The 18019-nt window shown below is 63.1% G+C and carries 20 protein-coding genes; 11 read left to right on the forward strand and 9 right to left on the reverse strand.

Going from position 1 to position 18019, the window contains the following annotated elements:
- Window positions 1–15: 15 nt before the first annotated feature.
- The 5 genes from MRBLMS1_RS02610 to MRBLMS1_RS02630 all read left to right on the forward strand — a co-directional run bounded on the left by MRBLMS1_RS02610 (window position 16) and on the right by MRBLMS1_RS02630 (window position 2237).
- Entirely contained in the window at window positions 16–453 is a 438-nt protein-coding gene (locus tag MRBLMS1_RS02610; RefSeq protein WP_034755432.1) for an MbcA/ParS/Xre antitoxin family protein, read from the forward strand.
- 2 nt (window positions 454–455) lie between these two features.
- A complete protein-coding gene (locus tag MRBLMS1_RS02615) occupies window positions 456–1163 on the forward strand; it encodes an RES family NAD+ phosphorylase (protein ID WP_485877640.1) in 708 nt (235 codons plus the stop codon).
- 41 nt (window positions 1164–1204) lie between these two features.
- Complete coding sequence (locus MRBLMS1_RS02620; RefSeq protein ID WP_128142873.1) at window positions 1205–1525, forward strand: DUF2288 domain-containing protein; 321 nt, start codon at window positions 1205–1207, stop codon at window positions 1523–1525.
- Between the two features lie 107 nt (window positions 1526–1632).
- A complete protein-coding gene (locus MRBLMS1_RS02625) occupies window positions 1633–1905 on the forward strand; it encodes a type II toxin-antitoxin system Phd/YefM family antitoxin (RefSeq protein ID WP_181878085.1) in 273 nt (90 codons plus the stop codon).
- Between the two features lie 8 nt (window positions 1906–1913).
- Entirely contained in the window at window positions 1914–2237 is a 324-nt protein-coding gene (locus MRBLMS1_RS02630; protein ID WP_456150136.1) for a type II toxin-antitoxin system RelE/ParE family toxin, read from the forward strand.
- Window positions 2238–2309: 72 nt separating this feature from the next.
- Here MRBLMS1_RS02630 and MRBLMS1_RS02635 read toward each other — a convergent pair whose 3' ends face one another.
- The 4 genes from MRBLMS1_RS02635 to MRBLMS1_RS02650 all read right to left on the reverse strand — a co-directional run bounded on the left by MRBLMS1_RS02635 (window position 2310) and on the right by MRBLMS1_RS02650 (window position 7127).
- Complete coding sequence (locus MRBLMS1_RS02635; protein WP_485877643.1) at window positions 2310–3032, reverse strand: ABC transporter ATP-binding protein; 723 nt, start codon at window positions 3030–3032, stop codon at window positions 2310–2312.
- Window positions 3033–3042: 10 nt separating this feature from the next.
- On the reverse strand, window positions 3043–4986 hold the full coding sequence (locus tag MRBLMS1_RS02640) for a branched-chain amino acid ABC transporter ATP-binding protein/permease (protein ID WP_456150138.1): 1944 nt from the start codon (window positions 4984–4986) through the stop codon (window positions 3043–3045).
- 7 nt (window positions 4987–4993) lie between these two features.
- Window positions 4994–5884, reverse strand: coding sequence for a branched-chain amino acid ABC transporter permease (locus tag MRBLMS1_RS02645; RefSeq protein ID WP_010398938.1), 891 nt, complete (start codon window positions 5882–5884; stop codon window positions 4994–4996).
- Between the two features lie 85 nt (window positions 5885–5969).
- Window positions 5970–7127: an ABC transporter substrate-binding protein gene (locus MRBLMS1_RS02650; RefSeq protein ID WP_034755418.1), complete on the reverse strand. Its 1158-nt coding sequence runs from the start codon at window positions 7125–7127 to the stop codon at window positions 5970–5972.
- Window positions 7128–7503: 376 nt separating this feature from the next.
- On the opposite strand from MRBLMS1_RS02650, the gene MRBLMS1_RS02655 reads away from it, so the two are divergent.
- Window positions 7504–8412: a hypothetical protein gene (locus tag MRBLMS1_RS02655; RefSeq protein ID WP_139089547.1), complete on the forward strand. Its 909-nt coding sequence runs from the start codon at window positions 7504–7506 to the stop codon at window positions 8410–8412.
- Between the two features lie 24 nt (window positions 8413–8436).
- Window positions 8437–8850, forward strand: a complete 414-nt coding sequence (locus MRBLMS1_RS02660) for a hypothetical protein (RefSeq protein ID WP_485877645.1) — start codon at window positions 8437–8439, stop codon at window positions 8848–8850.
- Between the two features lies 1 nt (window position 8851).
- On the opposite strand, the gene MRBLMS1_RS02665 is transcribed toward MRBLMS1_RS02660, so the two are convergent.
- Together MRBLMS1_RS02665 and MRBLMS1_RS02670 are read right to left on the reverse strand one after the other, a co-directional pair.
- Entirely contained in the window at window positions 8852–9340 is a 489-nt protein-coding gene (locus tag MRBLMS1_RS02665) for a tetratricopeptide repeat protein (RefSeq protein ID WP_485877646.1), read from the reverse strand.
- On the reverse strand, window positions 9337–11367 hold the full coding sequence (locus tag MRBLMS1_RS02670; RefSeq protein ID WP_485877648.1) for a bifunctional 2',3'-cyclic-nucleotide 2'-phosphodiesterase/3'-nucleotidase: 2031 nt from the start codon (window positions 11365–11367) through the stop codon (window positions 9337–9339). The genes MRBLMS1_RS02665 and MRBLMS1_RS02670 overlap by 4 nt, the downstream gene beginning before the upstream one ends.
- Between MRBLMS1_RS02670 and MRBLMS1_RS02675 the strand changes: the two genes are divergently transcribed.
- The 4 genes from MRBLMS1_RS02675 (at window position 11366) to lysS (ending at window position 14920) form a co-directional block, all read left to right on the forward strand.
- Window positions 11366–11653, forward strand: a complete 288-nt coding sequence (locus tag MRBLMS1_RS02675; protein ID WP_485879011.1) for a hypothetical protein — start codon at window positions 11366–11368, stop codon at window positions 11651–11653. The two genes, MRBLMS1_RS02670 and MRBLMS1_RS02675, sit on opposite strands and share 2 nt — an antisense overlap.
- Window positions 11570–12674 (forward strand): peptide chain release factor 2 gene (gene prfB, locus MRBLMS1_RS02680; RefSeq protein WP_115057524.1). Its coding sequence is split into 2 segments (ribosomal slippage): window positions 11570–11650 and window positions 11652–12674, totalling 1104 coding nucleotides; the frame shifts between segments, so codons are not numbered across the junction. The genes MRBLMS1_RS02675 and prfB overlap by 84 nt, the downstream gene beginning before the upstream one ends.
- 2 nt (window positions 12675–12676) lie before the next feature.
- Window positions 12677–13372 (forward strand): HAD family hydrolase, encoded by a 696-nt coding sequence (locus tag MRBLMS1_RS02685; protein ID WP_485877650.1) that lies wholly within the window; start codon window positions 12677–12679, stop codon window positions 13370–13372.
- An 18-nt stretch (window positions 13373–13390) separates the two neighbouring features.
- Window positions 13391–14920 (forward strand): lysine--tRNA ligase, encoded by a 1530-nt coding sequence (gene lysS, locus MRBLMS1_RS02690; protein WP_485877652.1) that lies wholly within the window; start codon window positions 13391–13393, stop codon window positions 14918–14920.
- 73 nt (window positions 14921–14993) lie between these two features.
- Here lysS and MRBLMS1_RS02695 read toward each other — a convergent pair whose 3' ends face one another.
- Genes MRBLMS1_RS02695 through MRBLMS1_RS02705 form a run of 3 tightly spaced genes read right to left on the reverse strand, consistent with a single transcriptional unit; the run spans window position 14994 to window position 18015 of the window.
- Window positions 14994–15995: a Gfo/Idh/MocA family protein gene (locus MRBLMS1_RS02695; protein WP_485877654.1), complete on the reverse strand. Its 1002-nt coding sequence runs from the start codon at window positions 15993–15995 to the stop codon at window positions 14994–14996.
- 11 nt (window positions 15996–16006) lie between these two features.
- Window positions 16007–17029, reverse strand: a complete 1023-nt coding sequence (locus tag MRBLMS1_RS02700) for a porin (protein ID WP_485877655.1) — start codon at window positions 17027–17029, stop codon at window positions 16007–16009.
- Window positions 17026–18015: a 2-hydroxyacid dehydrogenase gene (locus MRBLMS1_RS02705; RefSeq protein ID WP_139089555.1), complete on the reverse strand. Its 990-nt coding sequence runs from the start codon at window positions 18013–18015 to the stop codon at window positions 17026–17028. Before MRBLMS1_RS02705 ends, MRBLMS1_RS02700 begins: the two co-directional genes overlap by 4 nt.
- Between the last annotated feature and the right edge of the window lie 4 nt (window positions 18016–18019).

The raw sequence follows: 18019 nt of genomic DNA on the forward strand, positions 1-18019 counted from the left end.
TAAAAGGAGTTCATCATGAATCTTGCCTACGCCTACCCCAAGAGCCGCTTCGAACCGGCCGTGCTCGTCGACCTGAACGCCAAAGCCGAACGCGAGCGATTGTCGCAAGCGGCCTTGAAAGGCTTTTTCAAGCTGGCCGCCGCCTGGAAACTGCGCGACGACGATGCGCGCGAATTGCTGGGCGGCCTGTCCAGCAGCGCCTATTACGAGTGGAAAAAGCACCCGGACCGCGTGCTGGAAGTGGACCGCATCACGCGCATTTCCTACTTGCTGGGCATTTATAAAGCCCTGCACATCCTGTATGGCGACAAGCTGGCCGACGAATGGGTCAGTTTGCCCAACAAGAATCCCGTGTTTGGCGGCCGCACGCCCCTGTCGCAGATGCTGGCCGGCGGCTTGCTGGCCATGCAGACGGTGCGCAAGCTGCTCGACGCGCGCCGCGGAGGACTGTAATCGTGCCTGCAGCCCCGAATACCCACCTGCCGCCGCTGGCCGCGCTGCGCCAGATCGACACTTGCCGGTTGATTCCATCGCGCTTCGCGGACATGGAAGACTCCGTGCTGGCGCCGCTGGCCGAGGATGACGATCACCTGCGCGAGCTGTTCGAACTCGATAACGCCACCAACGCCCGCCTGGTGGCCGAGTACGGCGGCGCGCCAGGAATTGGCGTGGACGAACTGGTTTTTGGCGTGCCGCACTTTCGCATCATCAACGCCGCCTACACCTATGCCCGGCCGGAAGGGGCGCGTTTCAACGATGGCGAACGGGGCGCCTGGTATTGCGCCTTCGACATGAAAACGGCGCTGGCCGAGATCATTTTCCACAAGACCGTGGAATACCAGGAAATCGACTATTTCGCCGACAGCGTCAACTACCAGTCGCTGCTGGCCGATTTTTCCGCCAGCTTCCACGACTTGCGCGGCCAGGAGCGCTATGCGGCCTGCCTGGACCCGGCCAGCTACATCGCCTCGCAAGACCTGGCCGCCATCCTGCTCGAGGCCGGTTCCATGGGCATCATCTTCCCCAGCACCCGGCTGGCGGGCGGCACCAACCTGGCCTGCTTCCGACCTGCCCTGGTCGGCAATGTTCGCAAAGGCACCGCCTATCGGTTAACATGGCAGGGTACGCCGACGCCGCGCGTGGAAGCCCTCCCGGGCAAATAAACCGCGCGCATCGGCACCGACTCACCGCAACCTGATCTCACATGCAAACCAATCCTGAAAAAGACACCGAACTGCGCCTCAAAGTCAACAGCGAAACGGCCCGCCTGGCCTGGAGCGAACTGGAAAAGCACTTCGCCCAAGGCAACGTCGTCTGGGTCGCCAACGAGCTGGACTTGGTCGAAGTGGCCGTGCGCATATCGCACGACGACAAGGCGACCATCACGCAATGGATGGCCGATGGCAAAGTAGCCAAAGTCTCGGACCAGCAGGCGCTGGACTGGCAGGCCGCCGACGCGTCCCTGTGGGCCGTCGTCGTCAGCCCGTTCATTCTGGTGCAGCAGGAGAAGCCGACCAAACACTGATGCTGACAGGCTGCGCCAGAAACAAGGAAAATGTGCAACCAACTAAATTCGGTACTTAATTTGGTCATCCGGTGCTATCATCGGCCTGCCAACTTATGGAGGGGAATATGAATTTTCTAAACATTCAGCCAATTAGTTACTTGAAGACCAACACCAGCGACGTGGTCAAACAGGTACTGGAGACTCATGACCCGGTAGCCATCACGGTAAATGGCAGAGTTCAGGCAGTTGTGCTAGACCCCGTTAGCTATCAAAAGATCCAAGATCAGCTTGCCATGCTCCGCATCCTTGCTCTCGGCCGCAAGCAGATTGAGCAAGGTAAAGTCATCGGTCATGATGACGTTGTGGCCCTTCTGGAAGCTGAAGACGACGACAACTGATTACGCAAATGAAAATCATTTGGACTCAATACGCCCTGAACGATTTACAGGACATTCGCTTCTATCTGAAGCAGAGCGAATCCCTTGCTTTTGCCAGGAAGGTGACGCAAGAGATTCTGGCTGAAGTCAGTTCTCTCAAAGATTGGAACATTAAAGGTAGCTTTGTTCCTGAACTTGAAGACCTTCACTTGACGACTCACCGCCAACTGTTGGCCGGCCAGAATCGTATCATCATCGAGTACGGACATAACGATATCGTCTATGTTCATATGATTGCCCATACCAGCCGTGACCTGGAAGCATTGATTCGCCGTCGCCTGCTCAATTCGTAGCCGGCAAGTCCTGCCAGGCACACGGCTGTATAGGATTTGACAATGCGCAGCAAGCGCATTGTCAGGCCATCATTAATGCCCTCCCCCCAGATACGCCGCGATCACCTTCGGATCGGTTTTCAGGCTTTCCGCCGGGCCGTGCACGGAGATGCTGCCGTTTTCCAGCACGTAGCCGTAATCGGCCACGTTCAGAGCGGCGGCGGCGAATTGTTCGACCAGCAGCATGGTCACGCCTTCGGCCTTCAAGCGCGTGATGATGCGGAAGACTTCTTCCACCAGAATCGGCGCCAGGCCCATCGACGGTTCGTCCAGCAGGATCACTTCCGGGTTCAGCATCACGGCGCGGGCCATCGCCAGCATCTGCTGCTCGCCGCCCGAGAGCGTCCCGGCCAGCTGGTCGCGCCGCTCCTTCAGACGGGGGAACAACTCCAGGGCCTTGTCCAGGTCGCCCTTGATGTCGCCTTTCGGGCGCGCCCGCGTGAAGCGGGGGAAGGCGCCCAGCAGCAGGTTGTCCGTCACCGACATCGAGGCGAACACCCTCCGGCCTTCCGGCGAATGGGCCAGTCCCGCGCGCGCGATCTTGTGCGAATCGAGGCCCGTGACATCCTTGCCGCCCAGAGTGACGGTGCCTGACTTCGGTTTCAGCATGCCGGAAATGGCGCGCATGGTGGTGGTCTTGCCGGCCCCGTTCGAGCCGATCAGGGTCACCAGCTTGCCCTTCGGGACGTCGAGCGAAATACCGTGCAGGACTTCGACTTTGCCGTAGGCGGCGTGCAAATTTTGAATGGTCAGCATGGTCTTCCTCTCAGTGCGCCGCTGGCGCCAGGGTTTCGGCGCTGCCGCCCAGATAGGCTTCGATCACTTTCGGATCGCTCTGCACGGCAGCAGGCACGCCTTCGGCAATCTTCTGGCCGAAATCCAGCACCGTCACCACGTCCGACAGGGCCATCACCACGTCCATGTGGTGCTCGATCAGGATGATGGTGATGCCGTGCTCGCGGATCTTGCGGATGATGGCCATCAGCTCCTTGATGTCGGGTGCCGTCAGGCCGGCCGCCGGTTCATCGAGCAGCAGCAAACGCGGGTTGAGACCCAGCGCGCGGCCGATTTCCAGCAGCCGCTGCTTGCCATACGGCAGATTGCGCGCCTCTTCGTTGGCCAGGTCGGCCAGGCCCACAAACTCGAGGATGCTGGCGGCCCGCTCGCGCGCGGCCGTCTCTTCGCGCTTGTAGCGCGGCGTATGCAGCATCACGTCCAGCACGTTCGACTTGAAGGTGTTGTGCAAGCCCACCAGCACGTTCTCGGTGGCCGTCATCTCGCCGAACAGCTGCACGTTCTGGAAGGTGCGCGCCACGCCGCCCAGCGCGATCTCGGACGGCGTGCGGCCGGAGATCACGGCGCCGGCAAATTCCACCTTGCCCGCCGTCGGCTTGTAGATCCCCGTGAGCACGTTCATCATCGTGCTCTTGCCCGAGCCGTTCGGCCCGATCAAGCCGTGCACGGAGCCTTGCGTGACGTTCAGATCCACCTGGTTAAGCGCTTTCAGGCCGCCGAACTGCATCAGGGCCTGGTCCACGCGCAGCAAGGTCGCGCCCTGCTGGCCGCCCTGCGCGTGGTCGAACGGCGCTACGCCATGGGAAGCGACGGCCTGCACGTGGCGCCGGCCCTTGCCGATAAAGCTCATCAAAAAGCCGACGATACCGTCCTGCAGGTAGTACACGACGAACAGCGTCATCAAACCGAAGATGGTCAGGCGCCAGTCGACCATGTTTTCCAGCTTGTAGGAAAACGCGGCCAGGCCGATGGTGGCCACCAGGGGCACGATCACGCCGCGCAAGGTGGAGCGCTTTTTCGCCAGCATGAAGGCGGAACCGATCACGCCCAGCACGGCGGCGCCGACGGCGATCTTGCGGAACAATTCGATGTCCGACAAGAGGCTGGGCAGCATGACGACGATCAGGGCACCGATCAGCGCGCCCGAACGGGTCTTGCGCCCGCCCATGATGACGGCCAGCAGGAACAATATCGTCAGCTCGAAGTTGTAGGTATTGGGCGAGATGTACTCTTCCGAATACGCATACAGGCTGCCGGCCAGGCCCGCGAAACCGGCGCTGATGACGAAGGCGTACACCTTGTAGCGGTACACGGACACGCCCATGCAGTCCGAGGCGATGGGGCTGTCGCGCAAGGCTTCGAACGCCCGGCCCAGGTTCGATTTCAAGATGCGGTGCACCACCACCAACGAGATCACCAGCAGCGCGGCGACCATGTAGTAGTACTCCACTTCCGTCAGTTTGTGGCCGAACAGCACGGGCTTGTGGATCTTGATGCCCATCGGCCCTTCCGTCAGGAAGCTCATTTCATTGATCAGGATTTGCACGATGGTGCCGAAGGCCAGGGTCACCATCGCCAGGTACGGGCCCGTCACGCGCAGGGCCGGCAAGGCCAGGATGGCGCCAAACACGGCCGCGCCCAGGATGCTGGCGGGGATGGCCAGCCAGAACGACACGCCCAGCTTGAACACCAGCACGCCCGTGACGTACGAGCCGATGCCGAACAGGCCCGCGTGGCCCAGCGACACCTGCCCCGTGTAGCCGACGACGATATCGAGGCCGAACAGCAGGATGGCGTAGATCAGGATGGTCTCGGCCAGGTGGATGTAATACGGGTTCGGGATGACGATGGGGAACAGTGCGAGCGCGGCCAGTCCCGCCGCACTCAGTGCCAGCATGGTGATTTTCTTGTTCATGTCGTCCTCAGACTTTCTTGATCGCGGCTTTGCCGAACAGGCCGGACGGCTTGACGGCCAGCACCAGCAGCAACAGCAGCAGGCCTGGCACTTCCTTGTAGCCGGTGGAGATGTAGTAGCCGGTGGTCGTTTCCGCGATGCCCAGGATCAGGCCGCCGACGATGGCGCCCACGCCCGAGGTCAGGCCGCCGATGATGGCCACGGCAAACGCTTTCAAGCCCAGCGAGGCGCCCATGGTGGCTCCCGTCAAGGTCAGCGGCGCCACCAGCACGCCCGCAAAGGCGGCCGTGGCCGACGACAGCGCATAGGAAAACGTGATGACCATGCCCGTGTTGATGCCCATCAGGCCGGCCGCGTCGCGGTCGTTGGCTGTCGCCACCACGGCCTTGCCGTAGATCGATTTGCGGTTGAACACTTCGACGGCCAGCATGATGGCCAGCGCGCCGACGATGACGGCCACCTGCATCTGCTGCACGTTGGCGCCAAACACCTGGAACGGCGCGGCCGACAACGGCGACGGGAACATCAGGTCATCCTTGCCCCAGATGTTTTCCGCCACGTTCTTGAAAATGATGGCCAGCGCGATGGTCGACATGATCCAGCCGAATTCGGACTTGATCTTGATGGCGGGCCGCACGCCTATCCATTCGACGAACACGCCCTGCAAGGCGCCGAAGACGATGACGATGGGGATCATCAACAGATAGCTCATGTACGGGCCGCCGTGGATGGTGCCCACCAGGGAAAGGCCCACGAGCGCGCCCAGCATCAGGGATTCGCCCTGGCCGAAATTGAGGGTGCCGGAAGTGGCAAAGGTCAGCTGGTAGCCGAAGGCGATGACGGCATAGATCATGCCCAGCGCGATGCCGCTGAAGACGAGCTGCAGGAAGATTTCCATGGTATTCCCCGGAAGACGAACGATGAAAAAATGGCCAGTCCTGATTCCTCAAGGCTGGCCACTGCGCGGCGAATGTCCGCCAGGCTTATTTCGCGAGGACGACTTTGCCGTCCTTGACTTCACCGAAGACTGTCAGCTCGGCCGTGATCGCTTCATGGTTGGTCTTGCTGAACGGTTTGTTGTAGGTGGTGACGGCGCCTTCCACCTTCTCATTCAGGTTTTCCAGCGCGGCGCGCACTTTCGGGCCGTCCGTGCCGCCTGCCTGCTTGAAGGCGGCTGCCAGCAGGTAGATGGAATCGTAGCCTTGCGCGGCCGAGACGGCCGATGGCATGCGTCCGCCCGATGGCTTGTAGGCGGCCACGTAGGCGTCGATGAAGGCCTTGCGTTTCGGCGTGCTGGCATCCTGGATGAAGGTTTGCGGCATGCGCGTGCCATTGCCGTTCTTGCCCGCGTTGTCGATGAAGTTACCCATGGCCAGGGTCCAGCTGCCGATCAGCGGCACTTTCCAGCCCAGTTTTTCCATGCCGTTGGCGATCTGCGCCAGTTCCGGGCCGATGCCGTAGGTCAGCACGACTTCCGCGCCCGCCTGCTTGGCTTTCAGCAGCTGGGCCGTCATGTCGACGTCCTTGATGTTGTATTTTTCCACGACGACGGGCTTGATGCCCTTCTTGTCGAGCGCCTTTTCCAGGTCTTCCCGGCCCAGCTGGCCGTAGTTGGTGGAGTCGGCCAGGATCGCCACTTTCTTGAACTTGCGGTTCTCGATCGCCTCATGCACGATCATGCCGGACTGGATGGTGTCATTGGCCGCATTGCGGAAGACGTAGTTTTCCGGCTGGTCGGCGAATTGCTTGGTGACGATGGAACCCGTCGCCACATTGTTCATGACGGGAATTTTCGCTTCCTGGTAGAAGCGCTGCGAGGCCAGAGCCACGCCCGTGTTGATGTAGCCGACGGTGGCGGCGACCTTTTCCTTGTTGATGAGCTCTTGGGCGATCTGCACGCCGCGTTCATTCTTCGCTTCGTCATCGCGCTCGATCAGCAGCAGCGAACGGCCCAGTACGCCACCCTTGGCATTGATTTCGGCGACGGCCAGCTTGACGCCGTCGCGCATCGACACGCCCATCGGCGCGGAACCGCCCGTGAACGGACCGGACACGCCGATCTTGATGGGGTCGGCTGCGACTGCCGCCTGCGAGAAACCCAAAACCAAACTTGCTACAAGCAATTTCTGTTTCAAATTCATTGTCATCTCCTCTGTTACAACGTTTTTAATGCCACTTATTTTTATTGTCGTACGCTGGATAACCGCCCCATCGATAAATCATTGTAGGTGAGTAAACATGCTCCAGCAACAACTACATATGACGCGTCGCAACATGCAGAAAAGCACCAATTGCTGGCCCGATGTCAGCCTTTTGTAAGGAAAATATGACGCAAATTGGCGCACCTTGCGCCATCGGGCAACACTGCTGTGGCAAAACGCGACAGGCAAAGGCGAGCTCGGCGATTCATCAGGACGCTGATCTGGCGCAATACTGGCACTGTCCAGCATGCTAACGTCGCCCTTGCCAGCGCGTACGCGCAGGTCCGATCAGCCACTCCCACCGCATGGAGGCGATATGCAGCGCCCGTCGAACTCGTCCATTTCTCCCCTGCTACTTGGCGCCATCGCCAGCCTGCTGCTGGGCGGCTGCGCCACCAACCTGGCGCCCGTGCGCACGTTTGCCGAACAGACGCAAAAGATGTCGGTCCACTTCGAACCCATGCTGGCTGGCGGCGTCCACAGCTGCATGGACAAGGCCATGCGCAAGCGACTGATCCTGGCCGAGCGTTTCGATGCGCAAGCGAGCGAACAGGCGGCGCGCGCCGATTGCGCCGCCATCGCGCAGGCCAGCGCCTCGATCGCCAGCCTGAACGACCTCCTGCTGCGCTATGCCCGTACCCTGGCGGCGCTGGCCGATGACAAGCTGCCTGTCTACAAGGAAGAGTTTGCAGGACTCGGCGATGCGCTGGGCGGCCTGGCGCAGCCGGGTGGCGGCGCGCCCCTGCTCGATGCGGGCAAGCTGTCGAAGGTCGTCAAATTGAGCGAGCACCTGAGCCGCCTGGCCACGCAGCGCCTGCAGAAATCGGCCCTGCGCGAATTGCTCGACGAGCAGGAAGCCGTCGACATCGTCAGCAATGCGCTCAAGGAGTATGCGCAGCGCAGCTACCGCGCCGGCTTGCAGGATGAGTTGCGCGACCTGGACCTGCTGCGTGGCGCCGTCGACAAGGCCGCGCCGCGCGAGCCGCTGGCCGCCAACTACATCCGCACGCGCTTGCACCTGGAAGGCCGGCAATTGCAGGAAAGGGAAAAGATCGTCGCCGCGTACGTCGCCGCCGTCGACGCGCTGCAAGCGAGCGTGGCCGCGCTGCGCGCCAATCTCGACCGCCTGCAGGCGCCCGAACTGGAACAGCAGCTGGCGCAGTTTTCACGCCAGGTCGAAACGCTGCAAAAACAGGCTGTTTTCTATGGCCCCGCCCGCTGGTAAGCGGCGCGCACACAGGAGTATCCCATGGCCCAACTGACCGAACTGACAAAAGACCAAAGCTACGCCATCGCCGACAGTCTGGCGCAGGCATCGAGCCTGGTGCTGGAATTGCGCATCCGCGAACGCGAGGCGCTGGCGCCGGACGAGCGCGCGCTGCTGGAGCAATATGAAGACCACCTGGACCAGATGGTGTCCCTGTTTCGCGCGTATGGCATTTACCTGACAGCCGAAGGCGCGGAACAGGCGCGCGGCGATATCGAGGGCGCCATCGCCAAGGGCAAGCTGCAGCTCAAGCGTATCGCCGACGTGAAAGCCGCCATCGGTGCGGCGGCCAGGCTGGTCGACCTGGGCGCCGCCATCCTGTCGCGCGACCCGTTCGCCATCGGCGAGGCGGCAGCCAGCCTGCGGGCCAAGCCGAAGAAGGACGCGCCAGCGTAACTCAGGGCTCGGGCGCCCGGTGCCCCATCGCGTGCGTGGCCATCTTCAGGAACAGAAACGACTGCTCCTCGTTGTGCGCATAGCCCATCTGCCCCTCGGCCAGCGCTAGGGATTTCTGCTGCAGCGCTTCCGGGTATTCGAGGTCGCAGGCGGCGTCAAGCCAGTAACGCGCCCTGGCTTCGTCGCTATCGAGCAGCATGTTCGCCAGGATGAACATGGCGGGCGCCACGCCGCGTTGCGCGGCCTGCTCCAGCCAGCGCATGGCGGCGGCCTTGTCCTGCGGCCCGCCCATGCCGTTCTTGTGCATCAGGCCCAGGTAGTATGCGGCAGGACCGCTGCCCTGCCCCGCAGCCTGCTCGAACAGGACGCGTGCCTGCGGCTGGGTCGCTTCTCCCGCGCGCATCAGGACCTTGGCCTGGGCCGTGACATCGGGCGCGGCCACCACGGGCAAAGCCAGCGCGGCGGCCAGCAGCAAGTTGGCCAGCATCATTTCGACAGGTCGAGCTGGTACAGCGCAAAGCCCTTGCCCGCGCCATCATCCAGCTTCAACTGCGTGACGTTGTCGATGCCGGCCGCTTGCGCCAGCTCGATCACGTTCGGCGCCGAATGGAACACCACGGGGCCCTTGGTGGCAACCTTGGCGAAGCGCCAACTGCGCGCCGAACCGTTTTTCGCCCGCGTCAGGTTTTTCTGCTGCGTGACATAGGCGATCAGCAGTTCGCGGTTGTTGTCGGGCGAAGCCACCACCGTCTTGCTGCCGTCGAGGCCCGGGAAGTTGCCACCGCCGCTGGCGCGGTAGTTATTCGTCCCGATCAAAAATTCCTGGCTGGCGTCCACCGGTTTGCCCTTGTACGTGAGGCCCTTGATGCGCTGGCCGGGCTTTTGCGTGACGTCGATCTGGTAGCGCACGTCGGCGCTGGTGATCGCATCGAAGTTGTAGCTCGGGTGGGCCGTGTTGACCAGTTCCTGCGCTTCCAGCTTGTTCGGGTCGATGGTATTGAAACGCTGCGCCGACTGTTCCAGCCAGGCTTTCAGGTCCGCGCCAGTCATCTTCACGCCGTACAGCGCGTTCGGATACAAATACAGATCGGCCGCGTTATTGAGCGCCACATTGCCCGCCTTGACGTCCGTGTAGTCGGACACGCCGGCCGAACCGCTCTTGAACGGCGACGACATCGACAGCACGGGCAAGTGCGCAAACTGCGGCAGGTTCGCCTTCACATATGCGGCCAGATAGCCCGCCTGCGCCTGGTTCACCACCTCGATGGCGCTCACGTCGCCCACGTCGGCGAAATACGTCGACATGCGGAAGTCCGTCACGCCCACGGGCGTCTGCACGTAGGCAATCGTCGCCGCGTGCTCCTCGGCCACCAGTCTGGCGATGGCAGGATCGGGCTGGACGTAACTCTTGTCCGCGTTCTGGATGCCGCGCGCTTCCACCGTCGTGGCGCTCTTGTCGATGACCCACTGCTTGCCGTCGTGGCGCAGGCGCAGGCCGATCACGCCCAGGTGCTTGCCCCACAAATTGGCCATCACGGTGGGCACGCCATTGACCAGGCCACGGGCCTTGTCGACGCCGGGCAAATTAAACTGCGGCACCGTGCTGGCCGCGTTCGGGAACAGCTGGTGCGAGTGGCCGATCAGCATGGCGTCCACGCCCGGCACTTGCGACAGGTAGTAATTGCCGTTTTCCATGGTCGGCGAATATGGGCTGTCATCGAGGCCGCCGTGCGAGATGGCCACCACCAGTTCGGCGCCCTTGGCGCGCATCTCGGGGATGAATTTTTCCGCCGTCTCGCGCACGCCCTGCGTGTAGACGCGGCCTTCGAGCCAGCGCTTGTCCCACGCCATGATGGTGGGCGGCGCAAAGCTGATGATGCCGACCTTCACAGTGCTGGTGATGGCCTTGCCATCGGGGCCGGTGGCCGTGATCTGCTTGTCGATGATGTGATACGGCGCGAACAGCGGCTTGCCGCTCTTCACGCTGTAGACGTTGGCCAGCACTTGCGGGAACGTGGGGCCGGCGCAGCGCGGTTTGCTGGCGTCGACACTGTCGACGTCGAAGCGGTTGCCCGTCACCTGGCTCAGGAACGCCAGGCCGTAGTTGAATTCGTGGTTGCCGATGCCGCCGCCGTCCACTTTCAGCACATTCATGGCCTTGTAGATGGCCAGGGTCTGGTCGCAGGCCAGCGGTTTCACGAGGGCCTGGTAGTCGGCCAGCGCCGTACCCTGGATGGTGTCGCCGTTGTCGAGCAAAAGGTTGTTCGGGAACTGCGCGCGCGCCTGGGCGATCAGGGCCGCCGTGCGTTCCAGGCCGATCGACGGCTCCGCCTGCAGCTTGTAGTAATCATAACTGAGCACATTCGCGTGCAAGTCCGTCGTCTCCAGCAGGGCCAGGACGGCGCTGCTGCCGGCCAGCGCGGCCGATGGCTGGACTGGACCGGTGGCGGCGGGCGGCAAGGCGCCGCAGCCGGCCAGCAGCAGCGGCAACAGGGCGAGACGGGGAGATTGAAGCATGATGTATTCCTCTGGAAAGACAATATCGCCAGCATCATACGCAGCACGGCAGCCCCTATCAAGGCAAAAATATTGTCGCAAATACAGCGAAATGACGATTTTATTGCCCCGTGCGGCATCGATTCCGCGCCGCCGGCATCAGAAACGCGCCGCGCTCGCGTATAATTCAGGGTTTGATTTCACCATAGAAGACCAGAACATTATGGAAGCCGAACGCATCAATATCATCTCCGCCCTGCTCAACGACCTGACGGTCCGCGAAGCCGAACTTCGGAGGTATCTTTGACTTCACTGTCAAGTCGGAGAAACTAGAGCAAGTCAACGAAGAGCTGGAAGATCCTACCGTCTGGAACGATCCCAAACGCGCCCAGGACCTCGGTAAAGAGAAGAAGGCGCTGGAAGCCATCGTCTTCACCCTGGCCAAGGCCGATGCCGACCTGCGCGACACCCGCGACCTGTTCGACATGGCCCGCGAAGAAGGCGACGACGACACGCTCGAAGCGATCGAGCAGGACGTGCAGGAAATCCGCAAGGTCATCGAAAGCATGGAATTCCGCCGGATGTTCAATAATCCGATGGACCCGAACAACTGCTTCATCGACATCCAGGCCGGTGCCGGCGGCACGGAAGCCCAGGACTGGGCTTCGATGCTGCTGCGCCAGTACCTGCGCTATTGCGAACGCAAGGGCTTCAAGGTCGAAATCCTCGAGCAGTCCGACGGCGAGGTCGCCGGCATCAAGACGGCCACCCTGAAGGTCGAGGGCGATCACGCCTACGGCTTCCTGCGCACGGAAACGGGCGTGCACCGCCTGGTGCGCAAGTCGCCATTCGACTCGGCCAACGGCCGCCACACCTCGTTTACGTCGCTGTTCGTGTATCCGGAAGTCGACGATTCGATCGAGATCGACGTCAACCCGGCCGACATCCGCGTCGATACCTACCGCGCGTCGGGCGCCGGCGGTCAGCACATCAACAAGACCGACTCCGCCGTACGCATGACCCACGCGCCGACCGGCATCGTGGTGCAGTGCCAGAACGACCGTTCGCAGCACCGCAACCGCGCCGAAGCGATGGAAATGCTGAAAGCGAAGCTGTACGAGCATGAACTGCGCAAGCGCATGAGCGAACAGCAAAAGCTGGAAGACTCGAAGACGGACGTGGGCTGGGGTCACCAGATCCGCTCCTACGTGCTGGACCAGTCCCGCATCAAGGACTTGCGCACCGGTTTCGAGACGGGCAATACCAAGGGCGTGCTCGATGGCGACATCGACGACTTCATCTCCGCCTCGCTCAAGCAAGGCGTATAAGGATGAATACATCCGCTCCAGCGCAGCGCGCCTTTCTGTTCGACATGGATGGCACGATCGTCGACAACATGGCCTTCCACACGACGTCGTGGCTGGCGTTCTTTGAACGCCACGGCCATGCGCTGGATGCGGACGCCTTTTTCCGCGACACGGCAGGACGGCAGGGGCATGAAATCATCGCCAAATACCTGGGCGAGGAAGCCGACCACGTCACCCTGCTGGCTGAAAAGGAAGTCGTCTACCGCGAACTGTATGGCCCGCACCTGGCGACAGTCGCCGGTTTCGACCGGCTGATCGCCAGCGCGCGTCAGGCTGGCGTCGGGCTGGTGGTCGGCACGGCCGCGCCGGCCGAAAACATCGCGTTCACGCTCGACGGCCTGGACCTGCGCCACCGCTTCGACGCCATCGTCGGCGCCGCCGACGTGGAACGGGGCAAGCCGCACCCGGACGTTTTCCTGAAAGGCGCGCTGCTGGCCGGCGCGCTGCCGCACAACTGCATCGTCTTTGAAGACGCGCCCCTGGGCGTGGAAGCGGCGCGCCGTGCCGGCATGCGCGTCGTGGTGCTCACCACCACCCTGCCGGCCGAAGCATTTGCCGCCTTCGACAACGTCATTGCCATCGTGCCGGATTTCTCCGCACTCGACGTCGACGCACTGTTTGCCAGCGTGGCGCCAGCGCTGGCACCACATCATCAATAATCACCAACGAAGAACACCATGACTACGGATATCCAAGAACAAGCCGCCGCACCCGATGAAAACAAGATCATCGCCGAGCGCCGCGTCAAGCTGGCAGCACTGCGCGAACAAGGCGTCGCCTTCCCGAACGATTTCCGCCCCGAGCACAAGGCGGCCGATCTGCACGCACAATACGGCATCAAGACGCGCGAAGAGCTGGAAGCCGAACCTGTCACCGTGGTGCTGGCCGGCCGCATGATGTTCAAGCGCGAAGCGGGCAAGAAAGCCGCTTTCGCCACCCTGCAGGACGCTTCCGGCCCGAAAGCCGACGGCCGCATCCAGATCTACGCCACCTTGGACCTGACCGGCGAAGCGGCCATGGCCGCCCTGCACCACTATGACCTGGGCGATATCCTGGGCGTGACGGGCACGCTGTTCAAGACCAAGACGGACGAACTGACCATCAAGGTGTCGGAACTGCGCCTGATCACCAAGTCGCTGCGCCCGTTGCCAAACAAATTCCACGGCCTGGCCGATCAGGAAACGAAGTACCGCCAGCGCTACGTCGATCTGATCATGAATGCGGAAACGCGCCGCACCTTCAAGGCGCGTACCGCCGCCATCTCGTCGATCCGCCGCTTCATGGAAAAGAACGAGTTCATGGAAGTGGAAACGCCGATGCTGCACACGATCCCTGGCGGCGCGGCGGCCAAGCCGTTCATCACGCACCACAATGCGCTGGACATGCAGATGTTCCTGCGTATCGCGCCCGAGCTGTACCTGAAGCGCCTGGTCGTCGGCGGCTTCGACCGCGTGTTCGAGATCAACCGCAACTTCCGCAACGAAGGCGTGTCGATCCGTCACAATCCTGAATTCACGATGATGGAATTCTACGCGGCCTACACCGACTACAAATGGCTGATGGACTTCACGGAAGCCGTCATCCGCCAGGCCGCCATCGATGCGCACGGCACCGCCACCCTGACCTACGGCGGCCGCGAGCTGGACCTGGCAAAACCATTCCACCGCCTGACCATCGTCGAAGCGATCAACAAGTACGCGCCGGGCTACAAGCCGGAGCAGCTGAACGATGCGGACTTCATCAAGGAAGAGCTGAAGAAATTCGGCGTCAAGCCGTTCGCCACGGCCGGCCTGGGCGCGCTGCAACTGGCGCTGTTCGAAGAGACGGCTGAAGCGCAGCTGTGGGAACCGACCTACATCATCGACTACCCGGTCGAAGTGTCGCCACTGGCACGCGCTTCCGACACGGTGGCCGGCATCACCGAACGTTTTGAATTGTTCATGGTGGGCCGCGAGATCGCCAACGGCTTCTCCGAGCTGAACGACGCGGAAGACCAGTCGGCCCGCTTCCTGGCGCAAGTGGCCGCCAAGGACGCCGGCGATGAAGAGGCGATGTTCTACGACGCCGACTACATCCGCGCGCTGGAATACGGCATGCCGCCAGCCGGCGGCTGCGGCATCGGCATCGACCGCCTGATGATGATCATCACGGATTCGCCGAACATCCGCGACGTGCTGCTGTTCCCGCATTTACGCCGCGAAGAGTAATCACGGACGCAAGCCGACAAGAAGCCGCCTGATTTTTTAATCAGGCGGCTTTTTTTACTGATGCGGCCTGCTATCAGCCGGCCAGGGTCACGCGCTGGTGGCTGCGGCTGGCCTGCTGCGCCGCCAATGCCGTGGCCAGCGCACGCATGCCGTCGTCGCCCGTGGCGGCCGGCTGCCCTTCGCCGCGCATGGCGCGCTGGAAGGCGCGCACCGAGCGCACGTACAGGTTTTCATGCTCGACGGGGATATCGATGCTGCCGCCATCGCGCGTCAGACTGATGGTGCCGACGGGGCGCTGCGTCATCACGCCGGTGGCGAAGATGGTGCCCTTGGTGCCGATGATTTCCACGCCGGACAGCGAATACGGCGCATTGAACGCATCGTGCACCTGCACCAGGGCGCCGTTGTCGAACTCGATGACGGCCATCAGGCCCTCTTCCAGCCCGGCCACCGTCATGCCGCCGCTGGTGGCGCAAGCGGTGACGTGGCGCGGTTCAGAGTCGAGCAGGAAGCGCAAGGTATCGACATCGTGCACGAACATGTCGAGCGTGACGCCGCCCGACCCCGGCGCGTCCAGGCGCCAGCCGCGCAGGTGCTGCGGCAGGTTGTTCGCGTGCAGCACGCGGCCATACAGGGGCTGGCCAATCTCGCCCGCGCGTATCAGCTCGCGCACCTTGCCGTGACTGGCCGCGTTGCGCAGGTGGTGGTTAATTCCCAGCACCACGCCCGCTTCGGCGCAGCTGTCGACCATGCGGCGGGCATCGTCCAGGTTCAGCGCCAGCGGCTTCTCGCACAGCACGTGCTTGCCGGCGCGCGCCGCCTGCAAGGTCTGCGCCATGTGCAACTCGTTGGTGGTGCTGATATACACGGCGTCCGCGCCCGGATGCGCGAGCGCCGCATCGAGGTCCGTGTAGCTGGCGGCGATGCCGAATTGTTCGGCAAAGGCGGCGCCGCGCGCGGCATCGCGGCTGACCACGGCCAGCACTTCGGCATCGCCCTGCTGGTCGATTGCGTCGACCATCCATTCGCGCGCCACGGTGCTGGCGCCAACCAGTATCCATCCGATTTTCTTCATTCGATTCTCCCTTAAAAAGGGTGGCGCAGGCCGAGGTTCCAGGCCTGGTTGCCGGTGCCGTTGTCGGTAGCGTTGCCCACCACATAGGCGGCGCCGTTACGGTTGTCGATGTGCGCGTAGGCCGCATACAAGGTGCTGCGTTTCGACAGCGCGTAGGTGTAGCCGATGCCGATCTGGGTAGCGTCGCCGTTGGCGGCGCGCCGGTCGTCGCGCCGCACGTACGAGAACAGGACTCTGTGCGGGCCCACCGGCACCGTGGCGCCCAGCATCAGGTCCGCGCTGTCGACCGTGGTGGCGGCGCCCGCCGTGCTCTTGCTGACGGCAACGGCGCCATGCGCCTTGACGATGCCGAAGTCCCAGGTGGCGCCCAGCACCGTGTTGCGCGCCCTGCCCGCCACCTGCGCGGTCGACAGCGTATTGGCGTCCTGGTGCGCCATGCGCAAATACAGCGGCCCGCTGGCATAGGTGGCCGCCGCGCCCGCGTAGCGTTTGGCCGACGCATCGCCGGGCACTTCGCCGAAGCCGTACGCCAGTTCGCCGGAAAGGCCGCCGCGCACGGGCGAGCTGTAGGTGATGCTGTTGTCGACCCGGCTGATGTAGCCGGCCGTGAAGACGTTGCTTATCCTGCCCGCAAAACCCAGGTAAAACGGATCCAGCGCCCCGAGGCTGCTGTCGATGAACGTGTACTGGCGGCCCAGCCGCAGTGTGCCCGCCGGGCCGGCGAGGCCGACGAAGGCCTGGCGCCCGAACAGCAGGCCGCCCTGGGCCGAAGCGCCCGTGTCGGCCAGGATGCCCGCATCGAAGGTAAATATCGCCGTCGTGCCGCCGCCCAGGTCTTCGCTGCCCTTGAAGCCGATCCGCGAACCGTTGGCGATGCCGCTCGTCAGCTTGAGCACCCTGCCGCCGGGGCCGCCGTTCTCGGATACCACGCCCAGGTCCGCGATGCCGTACATGGTCACGTTCGACTGCGCGCTACACAGGCCGCCGCAAGCGCCCGCGCCGATGATGATTGCTCTTGCTACCTTATTCTTCATTTTTTCCCTGTCTGTGGATACTGTTCTTGGCCGACCAGGTGGCGCGGACGCTCGCCGCGCAGGCCGGCCAGCAGGTTGTCCACGGCTTGCTGCGCCATGGCGTAGCGCGTTTCATGCGTGGCCGAGCCGATATGCGGCAGCGCCACCACGTTGGCCATGTGCGGCAGCGGATTGTCCGGCGCCAGCGGTTCGCGCTCGAACACGTCGAGACCTGCGCCGTGGATGACGCCCTGCTGCAGCGCCTCGATCAGCGCCGCCTCGTCGACGATGCGCCCGCGCGAACCGTTGATGAAGATGGCGCCGGGGCGCATCAGCGCGAACTCGCGCCGGCCCATAATGCGTTCCGTCTGCGCCGTCAGCGGCAGCACCACGCAGACGAAATCGGAGCCGGCCAGCAGGTCGTCGAGCGCCACCTGGCGCGCGCCCAGCGCCGCCTCCACCTCGGGCACCGCCTCGCCATTCACGTACAGCACCTGCATGCCGAAGCCCAGCGCGGCGCGGCGGGCGACGGCGCGGCCGATGCGGCCCATGCCCAGCATGCCGATGGTCTTGCCGTGCACGTTGACGCCGTACTGGCTCTCGCCCACGCTGCGCGTCCAGCGCCCGGCCTTGACGAATTCGGCCAGTTCGACGACGCGCCGCGCGCTGGCGAGGATCAGCGCGAAGATCGTGTCGGCCGTCGTTTCCGTCAGCACGTCCGGCGTATTGGCCAGCAAGATGCCACGTTCGCGCAGGTAATCGACGTCGAACTGGTCGACACCCACGGAAATGGTGGAAATGATGCGCAGGTCAAGGGCCGGGTCCAGCAGTTCGCGGTCCAGGCGCACGCTGGCGCCCAGCAAACCGTGCGCGCCGCGGATGGCGGCGGCGAACGCGGCGCGGTTGCCCGCGTCGATCGCCTCGAAATACGTCACCTCGCATTCGGCGCGCAGGCGCGCCAGCAGCGGTTCGGCCAGCTTTTTATAGACAACCACATGTTTTTTCACGAGT

It is taken from the genome of Massilia sp. LMS1-1-1.1 (assembly GCF_040815535.1).
In the GTDB taxonomy this organism is placed as follows: Bacteria; Pseudomonadota; Gammaproteobacteria; order Burkholderiales; family Burkholderiaceae_D; genus Janthinobacterium; species Janthinobacterium aestuarii.